Origin of the sequence: Acinetobacter marinus, from assembly GCF_900096915.1 — a bacterium.
Classification (GTDB): domain Bacteria; phylum Pseudomonadota; class Gammaproteobacteria; order Pseudomonadales; family Moraxellaceae; genus Acinetobacter; species Acinetobacter marinus.
The window spans coordinates 178,655-195,995 of record NZ_FMYK01000002.1; the positions used below are offsets into that span (position 1 = coordinate 178,655).

Below are 17,341 nucleotides of genomic sequence, written 5' to 3' on the forward strand. Positions count from 1 at the left end.
GTATCACGGAAATTTCTGTATCGGCGAACCACCTAACGCTTGCATCAATGTCACATATGCTGTGTATTGATTGTAACGAGTTTGCGCCAAAGACACTTGTGCACTACGCACGGATTCTTGTGCATCGAGTACATTTTTCAATGCAACAGCACCGTGACGATAGCGTACTTCATTCAGGCGGGCACTTTTTTGTGCCAGTTCTAAATTTTTCTGTTGATCGGCGACTTGTTCATTGATTTCGATTCGACCAGAGAGTGCATTTTCGACATCGGCAAAGGCTTGATACAAGGTTTGACGATAGCTAATAATTGCCGATTCATAATCTAATTCACTGATCGCAATATCTTTTTTCATATCGTTATATTGCAAGAAAGGCAAACTCAAACTGGCACCAAGCGCAAGCACAGGATTTTGCAACAATTCTGTCAATGAGGTACTGGTTGCACCGAGCGAACTGGTCAAACTAATCGAAGGGTAGTAACTGGCTTTGGTCGCATCTTTGGTGGCAAGGGTTTTACGCAGGCGTAGCTCAGCCGCTTGTAAATCTGGACGACGAGAAATCAATGCCGCAGGTAATCCCGCTTCGATATTTGGCAAAGTGCTATGCGGTAACGCATTGGGAATATTGACGTTGAGCTGTTGTACAGGCTGATGTAATAGCACGGCAAGCGCAGTTCTCGCTTCGACAATTTGCTGGCGCAATTCACTGACCGTGGCTTTTTGACTTTGCACCGATTGCTCGGCTTCGGTCATCTCGATGCCAGAAACAGCACCTGCACGGTATTGTGCTTTGACCAAATCAAACAGTTTGTTGCTGGTGGCAAGGCTTTGCTCGGCTGCGGTCATGCGCTCATTGAGATATGCCAATTGCCAGTACAGATTACACGTGGTGCCAATCAGCGTTTGGGCTGTGGCTTGTAAATCTTGCTCGGTGGCAAGTGCTTCCCAGCGCTGTGCTTCGGTTTGATTAGCGAGTTTGCCGAATAGATCGACCTCGTAGCTGACGTTACCACTTAAGGACAGTCCATCGGCGCTGTCATTGCCAGAATTTAAATCATAATTGTGCCCAGTCGAGACATTGGAGCCGACACGCAAGCCTTGCTGATTAGCAGTGAGATCTGCCTGTAAGCGAGCTTGTTTCACAGCAATACCTGCCACTGCCAAATCGCCATTTTTGGCAATCACTTGATCCACCAGACTGTTGAGCTGTGCATCATTAAACAGTGTCCACCACTGATCTGACCATTGATTTGCATTAAGCCCATTGCCACGTTGATATTGAAAATCACTCGGCACGCTAACACTCGGTGCGTGATAAGGCGTTTTGATGCTTGCTGCACAGCCTGCAAATAAGATTGGCACCATCATAAGTGCGCTGAGTTTCGGCAGTGCATTGATCGGTAAAGTCTTTAACATAAATTTAACCTTATTTTATTCACGTGCAAGCGCATTAACAGGATCGAGTTGTGCGGCATTTTTCGCTGGGAGATAGCCGAAAACAATACCAATCATACTTGAGCAAACAAAGGCGGCAACCATCGATGTGGTGGAGTACGCCATGCCAAACGAATCGCCAGCAAATTTGTTGATGATCTGTCCAAGTCCGAGTGCCATCAATACTCCAAGTACGCCACCTAAGATACAGACCAAGATCGCTTCGATTAAGAACTGTTGCAGAATATCACTTTGCCGTGCGCCAACCGCCATGCGCACACCAATTTCTTGGGTACGTTCAGTGACCGACACCAGCATAATATTCATCACCCCGATCCCGCCGACGATCAACGAAATCACCGCAATCGAGGAGACCAATAAGGTCATAGTTTGCGTGGTCTGTTCAATGGTTTCACGGATACTGTCTGAGTTTTGGGTAAAGACATCCTCTGCGCCGTGACGTTGTACGATCAATTTCAGGATGGCATTTTCCGCAGCCGAGCTTGAGTATTCATCTTTGATCCGCACGATAATACTGCGCACATTGGACTGCCCCATAAATCGACTCATCACCGTCGAATACGGCAAATAGACATTGAGACTGTCGGTGTTACCAAAGCTACTTTTTTCTTTATCAAGGACACCAATCACACGACTTGGCACACTGCCAAGCAAGATCACTTGTCCGATCGGATCAGTGCCATCACTAAAGAAAGTGTCTTTGGTATTTTGATCAATCACCACATCTTGGCGCAGTTGGGTGGTGTCTTTTTGGTCAAAGGCTTGACCGCTGGCAAAGGTTAAGCCTTTGACATTAAAGTAGCTCGCACCGACGCCATTGACCGTAGCAGAAGCCTCAGTGTCCTTAAAGCGTGATGTGACCGAAGTATTAACACTTGGGCTGACCGATTCCACATAAGGCTGTTCGGATAAGGCGACCGCATCACTCGGCACAAGGGTTTTATTGGACGCCGTTCGGGAGTTATCACCAAAGCCTCGTCCTTGATAGACGGTAATGGTGTTGGTACCCAGACTGCTAATATTTTCAAGAATTTTCTGTTGCGAGCCATTACCGAGTGCGACCACGGATACCACCGAGGCAATACCAATAATAATCCCGAGCATGGTCAAAAATGTACGCATGCGGTGTGCATTCATCGAGATCAGCGCCATGCGAAAGGCTTCGCTGAGGCGATCTAAAAATGCACGCAGCGTAGAGGATTTCTTCTTCGGTTCACGCACCAAGGTTTGTTTTTCAGCAAGAGGCTGTTCATTTTCTTGATATTCAGGCACATTGGGCTGATCAGAAATAATATTACCATCACTGATTTCGATGATGCGGGTGGCATTTTTGGCGACATTAATATCATGCGTCACCAAAATCACCGTATGACCTTTGGCATTCAGCTCACGTAAAATGCGCATCACTTCAAAGCCACTATTTTTATCGAGCGCACCTGTGGGCTCATCGGCGAGAATGACATCGCCACCATTCATCAAGGCACGGGCAATAGAAACACGTTGCTGTTGACCGCCAGACAGTTGACTTGGACGATGATCAAGGCGCTCGCCGAGTCCAAGATCAGAGAGAATCTGTGATGAACGCTGATGACGCTCGCTCGGGTTCACACCTGCATAGACCGCAGGCACTTCGACATTGCCTGTAGCGGATAAGTCGCCAAGCAAATGATAACGCTGGAAAATAAAACCAAAATATTCACGGCGGAGCTGTGCCAGTTGGTCGGGTTCAAGTTTACCTGTTTCTTGACCATTGACCTTGTAGCTGCCTGAGGTCGGTTTATCCAAGCAGCCTAGAATATTCATCAAGGTCGATTTACCCGAACCTGATTGTCCGATAATGGCGACCAATTCACCCGCATAGATTTTCAGGTTAATGCTTTTTAAAATCTGTACAGTGGTATCGCCAGCAGGGAATTCACGAATCAGATTGTTGACTTCAAGCAACGGTTGATTGTGCTGATCCATATTACATTCTCATCGGTGGACGATTATTGCTACGCTTCGCAGAGTCATTTGAAGAATCTGAGCTGTCAGAAATCACCACTTCATCGCCTTCTTTTAAGCCTTTGAGCACTTGTGCGGTGACACGGTTATTGAGACCAATGAGTACAGGGGTTGGCTTGGCAGAACCATCGGCTTGTAATACACGCACCATGCCACGACTGGCTTTGCCTTGCTCAATGAGGGCTTGTTCAGCGGCAGTTAACTGTAAAGGTGTAGGTCGATTTGATGCTTTGCCATTGTTTGGGCGAGCGTCTTTTTGATTTGAAGCAGATTGTTTATCAGTTGAAGCAGATTTTTTGCTTCCAGTCGGTGCGCTTTCGATCGCTGATGCTGGGATGGTGAGTACATTTTTCGCCTGATCAATGATGATCGAGACTTGTGCTGTCATGTCGATACGCAATTTGCCATCTTCATTCGGCACATCAAACAGCGCATTATAATAAATCGCTTCACTGGAATCAGAGCTAGAGCTACTGCTGTCATCATCGCTGATCGATTCAGGTGCAGGTTCGATCTGACGCAGTGTGGCATAGTATTTTTTGTCGCTATCACCGAGTGTGGTGAAATATACCGATTGTCCTTTTTCCACTTTCATCACGTCCGCTTCAGAGATTTCGGCATTGACGGTCATGTTGTCGAGTTTCGCCAGTTTCACAATCGTCGGTGCACTTTGATTGGCATTCACGGTTTGACCTTCTTCGGTCACGATCGCCACTACCGTACCATCCATCGGTGCAACAATACGGGTATAACCCAGTTCTTCTTGAGCAGTTGCCAAGGTCAAGCGAGACTGTTCGATTTCTGCATTGAGTGCCACGATTTCAGCTTGCGCTGTTTGATAGTCTGCCAGTGCAGATTCAAGCTCGGCACGAGATGTCGCATCTTGGGCGAACATGGCTTTTTGGCGGTTGTATTCAGCTTGGACTTTGCCGAGTGAGGCTTGTTTGACTGCCAATTGTGCTTGCTTATTTTTGATGTCGGCTTGCGCAGTTTTGAGGTCGTTTTCTTGGGTTACCGAGTTGATTTGCGCAATCAATTGTCCTTGTTTGACCTCATCACCGAGCTCAACATACATCTTTTTCAATTGACCAGATGCCTGCGCACCGACGCTGACGATCTTGGTGGCTTCAAGCAAACCTGTGGCAATCACGCTATTTTCGATGTCGCCACGTTCGACTTGTGCGGTGATGTAACTCGGTTGCTCATCTTTGGGCTTTAAAAACCACCACGCCGCAAGGGCGATTAAAATGACGGCAACAATACTCAGAATTATTTTTAAGCGTTTGGATTTTGCAGGCATGAGAACTAAATCTAAATGAGAATATTTGCGTTAGTATATGATCGAATTACGGATAAAACATGAATATTTATATTAATTCAACACAATGACGGCAAGCAAGATGATTGAAAAATGTTAATTTGTGCTAAAAAATAAACAATATTTTTAATTCAAAACACCAATTTTCATACTGTGTGATATGAGTCACGATCATGATGATGGGGTGAATATCGCCTGTCCACTGAGCGCACAGACCAGTTGTAATAATAAATCATGCGGATGTTCATCGCCTAAGCCTTTGATGGCTTGATCGGTACGAAGCAGTAGATTTGACCATGATAACAGTTGCTGTGGGCTAAAGCGTCGTAGCGCACTTTGATACAGTGACAGTTTATTTTTCCAAATGCCGAGTTGCAGTGCATTTTGCGGTTGTTCAAACAGTTGCAGGATCAAGCGCATTTCTTTTTGTAATACCCAAAAGATCAAGGGCAGTGCTTCGCCTGATTCAATCAGAAAATTCAGAATCTTCACCGCTTGCGCCAAGTCACCTTTTAAACACGCATCACCCAGATCAAAGGTGCTAAAGCGAGATTGATCTTGTACGCTTTGCTCAAGCTCGGCAATGTCGATTTGTGCAACTTCGGGGAAGCTATCCGCCAGTCCAAGCAAGGTGTTGCGTGCGGACAGTAAATTATTTTCATGGTGGAAAATTAGCCATTGCCATGCCTGCGCAGTGAGTTGAAGACCGATCTTTTCGGCTTCAATCTGTAAGATGCGTTGTTGTTGCTGTGCGCCATAAGCACTCAGTGCAACCACAGCCGCATTGGCTTCAACCGCTTGGAAAAATGCCGATTTTAAACTTTGACTTTCTTGTTTGGGGAAAACCATCAACAAAAAATTATCTTGCGGATTTTGCAGATAACTTTTCAGTAATTTTAGACTTGGTGCATCAGGCTTGATGTTGCCATGCACTTCGATGGCGAGCTGGGTGGAAAATAAGGATAGGCTGTTGAGTGCGCTAAAGATTTGCTTCCAATCTTGTACGGATTGTAGTTCAAAGCGTTGCCGTTCAATGCCTTGCGATTGCCAATGCGCTCGAAATGCTGACAACAGATTTTGCTCAAGCAGAGGTTCGCCGCCATGCACAAGCCATGCACCTTTTGCATCTGCAACACGGTTTAAGGCTTGTTGGTAGTCGAGCTTCATAAATATCGTAGCGTTATAAAAATCGTAGCGTTTTATTCAGGCGCTTGATCAAGATTTGGCGCAGGCAAGCGATTGGTGTGGAGCTGACGAATGATCTGCTGGGCAATATCTTGTTGCATGACTTTGATAAAGAATTGTTCTTCTTGGCGATCGGTGTTGACGGTCGCTGTATCATATTGATAGTTGCGCTGAGTCATCACGGCACGTGGTGCGGTGAGTGGATCGCCTTGCATATTCTCGACTTGGAATGTTGCAGTCATATAGACTTGGACTTCGGTCAGTTTGCCCCGAAGCTGGCGACGACGTAGATCGTATTCGGTAATATGTAGCTTGGTTTTGGCTTGTGGCTGATCAATCTGTGCGCCAAGTGTACTGAGATAAGATTGTAATGGTTTTTTCAAATCCTGCGCATCTTCTGGTAGATCCAGTGCGATCGACTGATATTGCTCAGGTAGCGCTTTTAACTCAGTACCACGCATATGAAAGCCACAGCCGACAAAACCCGCACTTAATCCTAAAGTCAGTACAATGGTTGCAAAACGATGGGGGAAACGCATGAGTGTTCCTTATAAAAACGTAAACAAATTTCGATATTATAGTCTAACTTGTTTGGTCTACTGAGTAGTGACTTACCTAGCATTGAAGTTTACTCTATCTAGGTATAATGTAAATGATCATTCCACCCATTAAGCTCATAATATTAACTTTTTTATAAAAATAGAGATTGTTAGAAATATGTCTAAAACAGTGAAAATAGGTTTTAGTATATTAGTTATTTTACCTTTTCTTTTGATTTTAATTGACGCTTATTGGGCTGCTTGGGCTAGTTTTGTTTTTTTAATGCTTATTGTAACTGCACTCGTCTTGCCAGTGATTATTACAAAAATGTTTAGAGTTAAAAAAGAACATGTTACATATTTTGGAATGGCTTTTCTTGTAATTGCTGGTGGTTTTGGTGCGTTACTATCTTTGCCAGTAGAGTTGCTCAAGATCAGTCGTATAAAACAGAAGTTTTGTGGTGAGGTTGTGTCATATCAACATGATTATCATCATAGTAAAAGAGGGTTGAGTACATACACCACAACTTTTGTGTTAAAAGACAATGAGCAACAAAAGACTTTTCGAGTTCCAGAAAAAGATAAAGAAATTATCGAAAAATCTAAAATATGTATCGTTTATACTGAAGATTACAAGTGGAGTACTTATCCGATTATTGTATCAAAAGAGGTTCACCATTAATTTTTTAGGTATTATGTTTTTTGATTAAGTTCTAGCTTTAACTTTAACCAAAAAATATTGGCTCAATCCCTTATAAAACGAGATAAATAACCAATACTCTTTGGTATATCAATAAACTCTAAACCACAAGGTTGACCAATTTATTTGGCACCACAATTTCTTTCTTGGTTGGACCTGTCAAGAATTGTTGCACCTCAGGCAATGCCTTAGCTTGCGCAAGTAGATCATCTTTGGCAATGTCCACAGCCACTTCTAACTTACCACGTAGTTTACCATTGACTTGTACCACAATGGTTTGCGTATTACGAGTCAGTGCTGATGCGTCAACCTCAGGAAACAAAGTCGCTGTTAAATCAATTCCAAACTGCGCCAATAATGTTTGACTCAAATGCGGTGCGAAAGGTGCAAGCATGGTGAGTAAGCTGACGATCGCTTCACGTGCTATAGCGACATCGTTGTCATCTTTGGCTTCAAACTTGGTGATGCTATTGAGCAATTCCATCTGTGCGGCAATGGCAGTATTAAAGGCATGGCGGCGTTCAATATCATCACCGACTTTGGCAATGGTTTCATGCACTTTACGGCGTAGGTCTTGCGCCTCTTTGGATAGATTTGCACCATCAATGTCTTGAGATGTATTACCTTTTTCCAAGAATGTTGTGGTCAAACGCCACACACGTTTTAAGAAACGGTTTGCGCCTTCAACCCCCGCATCTGACCATTCTAAAGATTGATCAGGCGGTGCAGCAAACATCATAAACACACGTGCAGTGTCGGCGCCATATTGATCAATAATCGACTGTGGATCGACACCATTGTTCTTAGATTTGGACATTTTTTCTTGTCCACCGATCACTACAGCTTGACCGTCGCCTTTATATGTTGCAGCGGTGATGCGACTTTTCTCATCACGTTCAAGCTCGACATCGGCAGGGTTAAACCATGTTTTCTTGCCACTGGCATCTTCACGGTAAAAGGTGTCCGCCAAGACCATACCTTGTGTTAATAGGTTGCTAAATGGTTCGTTGCCTTGTACTACGCCTTCGTCGCGCATCAGTTTGTGGAAGAAACGTGCATATAAAAGATGCAAAATCGCATGTTCCACACCACCGATATATTGATTGACTGGCAACCACGATGCAGCTGCTTCAGGCTTAATCATGCCATCGGTATAGTCAGGTGAAGCGTAACGTGCGTAATACCACGAAGACTCGACAAAAGTATCTAAGGTGTCAGTTTCACGTTTGGCATCTGCGCCACAGCTTGGGCAAGTGGTTTGATAAAACTCAGGCATTTTCGCCAATGGATTACCCGAGCCGTCAGGCACGACATCAGTTGGTAAGACCACTGGCAGTTGATCCTCAGGTACAGGCACTTGACCGCACGACGCACAGTTGATCATTGGAATTGGACAACCCCAATAACGTTGACGTGACACGCCCCAATCTCGTAGACGGAATTGCACTTTTTTCAAGGCTTGACCTTGTGGTTCGAGCTTAGCAATCAAGGCATCAAAGGCTGCTTGGAAAGTGAAGCCATCAAATTCACCTGAATTAATCAATGTGCCATTTTTTGAGCCGTACCATTCTTGCCATTGTGTTGCATCAAAGTCTGCATCATCTGCGCCTTTAGCATCAATCACTTGTTTAATTGGTAAGCCAAATTTATTGGCAAATTCAAAATCACGTTCATCGTGTGCAGGCACAGCCATCACTGCACCTGAGCCATAACTCATTAATACATAGTTGGCAATCCAGACTTCGACGTGCTCACCAGTCACAGGATGCGTCACAAACAAGCCTGTTGCCATGCCTTTTTTCTCGACGGTGGCAAGATCGGCTTCGGCAACCGAACCATGGCGACATTCTTCAATAAATGCCACCAATTCAGGTTTTAATTCTGAGGCTTTTTTCGCCAAAGGATGATCGGCAGCAACCGCAACATAGGTCACACCCATTAAGGTGTCAGGGCGAGTGGTATACACCGACAAGCCATCGGCATAAATCGACGGATCGGCAGATGGGAAAGTGATCTCCATCCCTTCTGAGCGACCAATCCAGTTGCGCTGCATGGTCAAGACTTGTTGAGGCCAACCGTCTTGTAATTGGTCTAAATCGTCCAAAAGCTCTTGCGCATAGTCAGTGATGCGGAAGTAATACATTGGAATATCACGCTTTTCGACCAATGCACCCGAACGCCAACCACGACCATCAATCACCTGTTCGTTCGCCAATACCGTTTGATCGACAGGATCCCAGTTCACGGTAGAGAGCTTGCGGTAAATCACGCCTTTTTTATAGAGTTGAACAAAGAGCCATTGTTCCCAGCGATAATATTCCGGCGTACAGGTGGCAATCTCACGATCCCAATCCACCGATAAGCCAAGACTTTTGAGCTGATTGCGCATGTAATCAATGTTTTCAAAAGTCCATTTCGCTGGCGCAACTTGATGGGCGATCGCTGCATTTTCCGCAGGTAAACCAAACGCATCCCAACCCATTGGTTGTAGCACGGTTTCACCTTTTAAACGATAAAAACGGCTGATCACATCGCCAATGGTGTAATTGCGCACATGACCCATATGCAGTTTGCCACTTGGATAAGGGAACATCGACAGAATATAGCGATGCTTGCCCTCAACTTGGTCGGCAACCTTAAACACTTGGCGTGTTGCCCAGTCATTTTGGATCTGTGGTTCAATGGCACTGGCTTGGTATTCAGCGGGAATCGTCGTTGCAGATGAATGCGTCGTGGTCATAGCTCTAAATAAACTCAAAAACGGTAAGCTAGCTTAGCTACAAAAAAGTAAGGGAAATAATGTGGCACAGCATAGCGCAAATTGAAAAAAAAAGCGCATATTTCGTGTAGAAGATATGCGCATCAATCCACTCGGCTGATGTAGATTGTGACTGGAATTTTAGAGATTCGGTTTAAAGTCGACTGGTGCCTGAGCCTAGAGGGATGACGTCATCGGTTGGGTCGCTAGTGACTTTGGGTAGTGGAATACGCTCAAGATTGTTGTTGTTCGAGGTATTGCTGGTTGGTGCGGTGTTTGTTGGTGCGCTATTGTTTGGTGTTGCATTATTTGCAGGTGTGGCACTCGTGGCGTTGTTACTGTCTGTCGCTGTGTTTTGTGTTTCACGATTGGCATTATTATTGGCAACAGCAGAGCTGGAAAGATCATTGTAGGTGCTGATTTTACCGAGTTTTTTGGCATTTTTCGGCGGTGGTGTGGTGGTGTAATGTGTTGAGCCTTTGGCATCGACCCATTTATAGAATTTTTCTGCATGGCTGAACTGCGTAGCGCCTAAAACAAACAACACGGAGAGCACACTACTGGCAAACTGCCATTTGACAGTGCGAGCGTTGGCGGTGCGAGAAGAGGTAACACGATTAGGCAATATTGACATTATTTTTTGGCTCCGAGCATTACTTTTGATATGCATTCGATTGGTGGTGCTATTTTAAACATTTTATGCTGGGATGTGCACAAATTTTACCAAATCACGCTATAGATGAAGAAATATCATGAAAACCAAGAATGTGAAATGTCGCACAATTGTGCCTTTAAAAAATCATCAGCGTAAAACCGCACAATAGATGTGAAAAAGCGTGAATAAAATGTACAGAAAACTTGACTTTCAAGGCAATAGCATCAAAAATGCTCGCTTTAGTTTATGTATATCGATTCGATCACCCTTCGAGTCCATATCATAGCCGTGATAAGCCTTGAAACTCTAGACGAGCAGGGCATTTAACTTGATCTTCTTCCACCCGAAGCGATCCTGTCATTGTTGGAAAAGTAGTCCACGCAATGTGTATTTTTACATCACGGTGAAGCTAAACCGCTTCTGGCGACAAGATTTTGTCGCCCGAATTATTTTATGAATGATTGTTTTATCAATTTGATGCAGTGAGCCAGTCCATTGAAAACTTGGATCAGATCCAAAGTAAATCAATGTTGGCGACTGCCTCCAGAAAGTCTAGGGTGAATACGTTGGAACTTTTATCAGGTGGTGAGATGCTCGTTCGCGCTTTGGCGGACGAAGGTGTTGAACACGTTTTTGGTTATCCGGGCGGCGCAGTACTGCATATTTACGATGCGCTTTTTCAGCAGGACAAGATTGAGCACTATCTCGTGCGTCATGAGCAAGCAGCAGGGCATATGGCCGATGCATATTCTCGTGTCACAGGGAAAACAGGCGTCGTCCTCGTTACAAGTGGTCCTGGTGCAACAAATACGGTCACACCGATTGCGACTGCCTATATGGATTCGATTCCAATGGTGATTTTATCTGGTCAGGTGGCAAGCCACTTGATCGGTGAAGACGCATTCCAAGAAACAGATATGGTCGGTATCTCTCGTCCGATCGTCAAGCACAGTTTCCAAGTGCGTCATGCCAGTGAAATTCCTGCCATTATTAAAAAAGCATTTTATATCGCTGCTTCTGGTCGTCCAGGTCCAGTCGTAGTTGATATTCCAAAAGATGCGACCAATCCTGCTGAGAAATTCGCATACGAATATCCTGAAAAAGTGAAGATGCGTTCGTATCAACCACCAACACGTGGTCACTCAGGTCAGATTCGTAAGGCGATTGATGAATTACTCACTGCAAAACGTCCTGTAATTTATACAGGTGGTGGTGTGGTACAAGGTAATGCATCAGAACTGCTCACCGAAATTGCACACATTTTAAATTTCCCAGTGACCAATACCTTGATGGGTCTGGGTGGTTTTCCTGGTGACGATCCGCAATTTGTTGGGATGCTGGGTATGCATGGTTGCTACGAAGCAAACATGGCGATGCACAATGCCGATGTGATTTTTGCCATTGGCGCGCGTTTCGATGACCGTGTCACCAATAATCCTGCAAAATTCTGTCCGAATGCACGTGTCATTCATATTGATGTTGACCCTGCAACGATTTCAAAAACCATTACTGCGCAGATTCCAATCGTTGGTGCAGTTGAGCCAGTCCTTCAAGAAATGTTGGCACAAATGAAACAGCTCAATGTGTCCAAGCCCAATCCTGACGCGCTTGCAGAATGGTGGAAGCAGATTGATGGCTGGCGTGGCGTACACGGCTTGCGTTATCAAGCAGCGACTGACAATGGCATGAAACCACAACAAGTGGTTGAAGCGATGTACAAAGTGACTCATGGTGATGCGATCATTACCTCGGATGTCGGTCAGCACCAAATGTTTGCTGCCTTGTATTACAAATACAAGCATCCACGTCAATGGATCAACTCAGGTGGTCTAGGTACGATGGGCGTCGGTCTGCCGTATGCGATGGCTGCAAAGCTCGCCTTCCCAGAGAAGCAAGTGGTTTGCGTGACAGGTGAAGCATCGATTCAGATGTGTATCCAAGAGCTGTCGACCTGTAAGCAATATGGTTTGAATGTCAAAATTTTATGCTTGAATAACCGTGCGCTAGGTATGGTGAAACAATGGCAAGACATGAACTATGAAGGTCGTCATTCAAGCTCTTATGTCGATTCATTACCAGATTTTCCAAAGTTGATGGAAGCCTACGGTCATGTTGGTATTCAAATCGACCATGCGGATGAGCTTGAAGCGAAGCTCGAAGAAGCGATGGCGATCAATGATCGATGCGTATTTATCAATGTCATGGTTGATCGTTCAGAACACGTTTATCCAATGTTGGTTGCGGGTCAGTCGATGCGTGATATGTGGTTGTCAAAAGGGGAGCGTACCTAATGCGACATATTATTTCTGTACTCATTGAAAATGAAGCAGGTGCGCTATCACGTCTAGTCGGGTTGTTCAGCCAACGTGGTTATAACATCGAAACCTTGAATGTTGCACCGACTGATGATGAGACCATGTCTCGTCTGACTTTGACGACGTATGGTGATGAGCACAAGATTGAGCAAATCACCAAGCAATTGAATAAATTGGTTGAAGTGGTGAAAGTGGTCGATCTCTCTGATGGTGCACATATCGAACGTGAATTGATGTTGATCAAAGTGCGTGCGCTTGGTGCATCTCGTGCCGAGATCAAACGCACAGCGGATATCTTCCGTGCGCAAATCGTTGATGTGACACCGAATACCTATGTCATTCAAATCGCAGGTGCGACCGATAAGCTCGATGGCTTTATCGACGCATTGTCTGAAAACACGATTTTAGAAGTGGTGCGTTCAGGCGTTTCTGGTATTGCCCGTGGTGAAAAAGTTTTAAGTATTTAACGAATCTAAAATCCCCCTAAATCCCCCTTTGTGAAGGGGGGGACTTCCCTAGAATTCTAGCAAGGTGAGAGAATTTGGAAGAAGTCCCCCTCTTTGAAAAAGAGGGGTTAGGGGAGATTTAAAAAGCATTTTAGCGGAGAACACAAATGCAAATTTTTTATGATAAAGACTGTGATTTATCAATTATCCAATCGAAGAAAGTTGCTATCGTTGGTTATGGTTCACAAGGTCATGCACACGCATTGAACTTGAAAGACTCAGGTGTTGACGTCACTGTTGGTCTACGTGCAGGTTCTGCATCGTGGAAAAAAGCTGAAAATTCAGGTCTAAAAGTTGCTGAAGTGCCTGAAGCTGTTGCACAAGCTGACTTGGTCATGATTTTGACGCCAGATGAGTTCCAATCTCAACTGTATCGTGATGTGATCGAGCCAAACATCAAAGAAGGCGCAACTTTAGCATTTGCGCATGGTTTTTCTGTCCTTTATAACCAAGTTGTACCACGTGCTGACCTTGACGTAATCATGGTTGCACCAAAAGCACCAGGTCATACCGTGCGTTCTGAATACCAACGTGGTTCAGGTGTACCTGATTTGATTGCGATTCACCAAGATGCGTCTGGTAATGCACGTAATGTGGCATTGTCTTATGCTTCAGGTGTTGGCGGTGGTCGTACTGGTATCATCGAAACGTCTTTCCGTGAAGAAACTGAAACTGACCTATTCGGTGAGCAAGCGGTGCTTTGTGGTGGTGCTGTAGAGCTTGTGAAAATGGGCTTTGAAACTTTGGTTGAAGCGGGTTATGCACCTGAAATGGCTTATTTCGAATGCTTGCACGAGTTGAAATTGATCGTTGACTTGATGTTCGAAGGCGGTATCGCAGACATGAACTATTCAGTATCAAACAACGCTGAATACGGCGAATACGTGACAGGTGTTGAAGTGATCAACGAGCAATCACGTGAAGCAATGCGTAATGCGCTTAAACGTATCCAATCTGGTGAATATGCGAAGATGTTCATCCAAGAAGGCGCATTGAACTACCCATCGATGACTGCTCGTCGTCGTCAAAATGCGGCACACGGTATTGAAGTGACTGGTGGTAAGTTGCGTGCAATGATGCCTTGGATCCAAGCGAACAAAATCGTAGACAAAGAAAAGAACTAAGGGTGCGTTACGTGCCTTAAAAAATGGGAAAGCAGTGCTTTCCCATTTTTTTTTCTTGCGCAGGGGGAAAAGCAGTGTCTTTCCATTTCCCTGCTCAGGATTCAAGCGAACAAGATCGTTGATAAGGAGAAGAATTAAATTCTCGAATCAACTGATTTGTATACGAACACCCACTCGATTCGAGTGGGTGTTTTATGTTTGAGGTTGTGTGTTTTGCGCATCGGTTAAGATCTAGTTTTTCATATGACTGAACGGAGAGAGAGGGAATAATTTTTATAAAGCAATTGATAGGGTCTCGTTAGATTACTATGAACGAGTGGAGGGGAGTTTTATTTGCTGAAATAATAGACAACAACTGCTTAAAAAGTGTTTATTATCTCAATAAATTTGCTATATTAATATTTGTTAACGTTATGTAAATTTTTTGTAAACTTTAACATGGTTTTAATTTAAAGTGCTTGGCAAAAGGTAAATCACTCAGGTTGATTTTAACTCGGTGATGGTTTTATACAGAATTGTAGGGATTACATGCATATTGAGTATGATGCGTTCTTTGTAATGCTATCGATTATCGTTGCCATCGCAGTAAGTTTCTTTGCCTTTAGTGTGGAAAATCTGTCTTATTATAAAAAAAATAAGCAGTATGCCCTGCCGATTATCTTTATCAGTGGTCTGCTTTTTGGTTTGGCGATTTGGGTGATGCATTTCGTTGGGATGTTAGCCTGTCATTTGCCACATGGTTACCAGATTGATCCTTTATTTACGATGATTTCCTATGTCATTGCTGCGGTCATTTCTATCTTTGCCGTATGGCTGAAAACACGGTCAACTTTGCCAGCGTCTCGGCTGTTGTTGGGCTCGGTATTTATGGGGCTTGGGATCAGTGCCATGCATTATACGGGTATGGAGGGGCTGATTTTTGCGGATTATGAGCTACTTTATGATCCAATGATGGTCTTCCTTTCGGTATTTGTGGCGATCTGTGGTACAGGGCTGGCGTATTATCTGAGTTGTAATTTTAAAAAACTTCAAGATGATCGGATTTCGCCACGGCTGTGTGTGGCAACAGTGATGGGCTGTGCAATCGCTGCCATGCATTATACGGGCATGGCAAGTGTCTATTTTGTACCAGCGGAACAAATGTCCGCTTTTGCGATACATCAATCCAACCACCCGTATTTTTTGGTGGCGATGTTGCTACTATTTATTTTGATCACGATTGTGGGGATTGGTTTTGCGATATTTGAACAGCAGATCAAAGCCAAGGGTGCAGATATTGCACGCTTAAACTTTGAATTGTCGAGTGTGAATCGTGTCGATCAGCTGACCAAATTGCCTAATCGCTCTTATTTAGAAGAATATATGCACCATGTTTTGCCCATGTCTTCAAGTCAGCATGTGGAATTATCTGAATACGAGCATGCCTTTGCTTTGTTTTATATTGATTTGGATCGTTTTCGCTTAATCAATGATTTTTATGGTTATGCTTTTGGTGATGAGTTACTGAAAAGGGTGGCGGAGCGGATTCAACAAACCATGCGTCAAAATGCCAGTTTGATTCGCTTTGAAAGTGATGAATTGGTGATGATTGTTCCAAATGTCGATGCCGATGAGGCGGGTTTGTTGGCACGGCAGATCAACTCCAGAATGAAGCAACCTTTACAAATTGATGAGCAATTGGTGAATGTCTCAACCAGTATTGGTGTGGCACTGTTTCCTGAGCATGCGCAAAACAATAAAGATTTGATTTTGCATGCCAATTTGGCAATGCTGCAAGCCAAGGCGCAAGGTCGAAATACCTACTGTGTCTTTGATCGAAGTATGCAAGCCAATCTGATTCGTGATGAATATAAGCTCCTTAACGATCTATCAACGGCGATTGCATATAATGAGTTGTACTTGCAATATCAGCCGAAATTTTTACCGAATGGTCAGATTCACAGCCTTGAGGCTTTACTACGCTGGCGCCATCCACAGCTGGGCTTGGTTGAACCGATGACCTTTATCCCACTGGCGGAAAAAAGTGGCTTGATCGTGGGCTTGGGCTACTGGGTGTTAAAACAAGTTTGCCGTCAACTCAAGCAGTGGCGTGAAGAAGGACGCCCTGTATATCCGATTGCAGTGAATTTTTCGGCGACGCAATTTGAGCAAGCAGATTTGTTTGATGTATTACAAGGTTTAATTGATAACTATCAGATTCAAGCGGCGGATTTGATTATCGAAGCAACAGAATCCACCACGATGCATAATCTTGAGCTGTGCATTCAATGCTTTGAGCGCTTGCGTGAACTGGGCATACAGGTGGCGATTGACGATTTTGGTACAGGTTATTCGAGTTTTGCGCATCTCAAGGATTTGCCGATCGATGAGCTGAAAATCGACAAAGTGTTTATTCAAAATCTGCATGCGCATAGCAAAGAAGAAACCATTTTATCCAGTATTATTGATTTGGCGCGCAATCTAGGCTTATCTGTGACAGCTGAAGGTGTGGAAACCAGAGAACAGGCACAAGTCTTGGCTCGACTGGGCTGTCATCAGTTACAGGGTTTTTATTTTGCCAAGCCGATGAGCATTTTTGAATTAGAACAAACACAGTTTCAACAACAAGCGATCTAATCGCATTTAAGCCATCGCATGATTTAGTAGATCGTTTAATCATTTTAATGTGGTTATTTTTGAAAAGTGACATCACTTAGATGAAATTTTTTAGACTAACAATTCAGATTAGAGCAACAAAGCCCCAACAATGTAGGGCAGTGTCTGAATCATGGCTAAAATGTCG

General features: G+C 44.2%; 12 protein-coding genes. 5 read left to right on the plus strand and 7 right to left on the minus strand.

The features are described 5' to 3' along the window. Positions 1–3: 3 nt before the first annotated feature. The 5 genes from BLQ60_RS04205 to BLQ60_RS04225 all read right to left on the minus strand — a co-directional run bounded on the left by BLQ60_RS04205 (position 4) and on the right by BLQ60_RS04225 (position 6,501). Positions 4–1,416 carry an efflux transporter outer membrane subunit gene (locus BLQ60_RS04205; protein WP_092616527.1) on the minus strand — a complete coding sequence of 471 codons (1,413 nt, stop codon included), beginning with the start codon at positions 1,414–1,416 and terminating at the stop codon, positions 4–6. 15 nt (positions 1,417–1,431) lie between these two features. Further along, positions 1,432–3,420, minus strand: coding sequence for a MacB family efflux pump subunit (locus tag BLQ60_RS04210; RefSeq protein WP_092616529.1), 1,989 nt, complete (start codon positions 3,418–3,420; stop codon positions 1,432–1,434). Position 3,421: 1 nt separating this feature from the next. After that, positions 3,422–4,759 (minus strand): MacA family efflux pump subunit, encoded by a 1,338-nt coding sequence (locus tag BLQ60_RS04215; RefSeq protein WP_092616531.1) that lies wholly within the window; start codon positions 4,757–4,759, stop codon positions 3,422–3,424. Positions 4,760–4,948: 189 nt separating this feature from the next. Further along, the gene (gene holA / locus BLQ60_RS04220) at positions 4,949–5,944 is read right to left on the minus strand and encodes a DNA polymerase III subunit delta (RefSeq protein WP_092616534.1); all 996 of its coding nucleotides are present in this window, start codon (positions 5,942–5,944) and stop codon (positions 4,949–4,951) included. Positions 5,945–5,976: 32 nt separating this feature from the next. Beyond that, positions 5,977–6,501: an LPS-assembly lipoprotein LptE gene (locus BLQ60_RS04225; protein ID WP_092616537.1), complete on the minus strand. Its 525-nt coding sequence runs from the start codon at positions 6,499–6,501 to the stop codon at positions 5,977–5,979. Positions 6,502–6,679: 178 nt separating this feature from the next. Here BLQ60_RS04225 and BLQ60_RS04230 point away from each other — a divergent pair, with 178 nt between their 5' ends. Further along, a complete protein-coding gene (locus tag BLQ60_RS04230) occupies positions 6,680–7,183 on the plus strand; it encodes a hypothetical protein (protein ID WP_092616540.1) in 504 nt (167 codons plus the stop codon). 118 nt (positions 7,184–7,301) lie between these two features. Here BLQ60_RS04230 and leuS read toward each other — a convergent pair whose 3' ends face one another. Together leuS and BLQ60_RS04240 are read right to left on the minus strand one after the other, a co-directional pair. Then, the gene (leuS, locus tag BLQ60_RS04235) at positions 7,302–9,941 is read right to left on the minus strand and encodes a leucine--tRNA ligase (RefSeq protein ID WP_092616543.1); all 2,640 of its coding nucleotides are present in this window, start codon (positions 9,939–9,941) and stop codon (positions 7,302–7,304) included. Between the two features lie 172 nt (positions 9,942–10,113). Next, positions 10,114–10,593, minus strand: a complete 480-nt coding sequence (locus BLQ60_RS04240; protein WP_092616546.1) for a DUF4124 domain-containing protein — start codon at positions 10,591–10,593, stop codon at positions 10,114–10,116. A gap of 587 nt (positions 10,594–11,180) precedes the next feature. Here BLQ60_RS04240 and BLQ60_RS04245 point away from each other — a divergent pair. The 4 genes from BLQ60_RS04245 to BLQ60_RS04260 all read left to right on the plus strand — a co-directional run bounded on the left by BLQ60_RS04245 (position 11,181) and on the right by BLQ60_RS04260 (position 17,175). Then, positions 11,181–12,905 (plus strand): acetolactate synthase 3 large subunit, encoded by a 1,725-nt coding sequence (locus tag BLQ60_RS04245; RefSeq protein ID WP_092617385.1) that lies wholly within the window; start codon positions 11,181–11,183, stop codon positions 12,903–12,905. Continuing rightward, positions 12,905–13,396, plus strand: a complete 492-nt coding sequence (gene ilvN / locus BLQ60_RS04250) for an acetolactate synthase small subunit (protein WP_092616549.1) — start codon at positions 12,905–12,907, stop codon at positions 13,394–13,396. Before BLQ60_RS04245 ends, ilvN begins: the two co-directional genes overlap by 1 nt. Before the next feature lie 146 nt (positions 13,397–13,542). Continuing rightward, positions 13,543–14,559, plus strand: coding sequence for a ketol-acid reductoisomerase (gene ilvC / locus BLQ60_RS04255; protein ID WP_092616551.1), 1,017 nt, complete (start codon positions 13,543–13,545; stop codon positions 14,557–14,559). A 528-nt stretch (positions 14,560–15,087) separates the two neighbouring features. Next, positions 15,088–17,175 (plus strand): bifunctional diguanylate cyclase/phosphodiesterase, encoded by a 2,088-nt coding sequence (locus BLQ60_RS04260; RefSeq protein WP_092616553.1) that lies wholly within the window; start codon positions 15,088–15,090, stop codon positions 17,173–17,175. Positions 17,176–17,341 lie beyond the last annotated feature (166 nt).

Coding starts and splice junctions, on each gene's coding strand:
- BLQ60_RS04205 (WP_092616527.1), bottom strand. CDS start 1,416: ATGTTAAAGACTTTACCGATCAATGCACTGCCGAAACTCAGCGCACTT.
- BLQ60_RS04210 (WP_092616529.1), bottom strand. CDS start 3,420: ATGGATCAGCACAATCAACCGTTGCTTGAAGTCAACAATCTGATTCGT.
- BLQ60_RS04215 (WP_092616531.1), bottom strand. CDS start 4,759: ATGCCTGCAAAATCCAAACGCTTAAAAATAATTCTGAGTATTGTTGCC.
- holA (WP_092616534.1), bottom strand. CDS start 5,944: ATGAAGCTCGACTACCAACAAGCCTTAAACCGTGTTGCAGATGCAAAA.
- BLQ60_RS04225 (WP_092616537.1), bottom strand. CDS start 6,501: ATGCGTTTCCCCCATCGTTTTGCAACCATTGTACTGACTTTAGGATTA.
- BLQ60_RS04230 (WP_092616540.1), top strand. CDS start 6,680: ATGTCTAAAACAGTGAAAATAGGTTTTAGTATATTAGTTATTTTACCT.
- leuS (WP_092616543.1), bottom strand. CDS start 9,941: ATGACCACGACGCATTCATCTGCAACGACGATTCCCGCTGAATACCAA.
- BLQ60_RS04240 (WP_092616546.1), bottom strand. CDS start 10,593: ATGTCAATATTGCCTAATCGTGTTACCTCTTCTCGCACCGCCAACGCT.
- ilvN (WP_092616549.1), top strand. CDS start 12,905: ATGCGACATATTATTTCTGTACTCATTGAAAATGAAGCAGGTGCGCTA.
- ilvC (WP_092616551.1), top strand. CDS start 13,543: ATGCAAATTTTTTATGATAAAGACTGTGATTTATCAATTATCCAATCG.
- BLQ60_RS04260 (WP_092616553.1), top strand. CDS start 15,088: ATGCATATTGAGTATGATGCGTTCTTTGTAATGCTATCGATTATCGTT.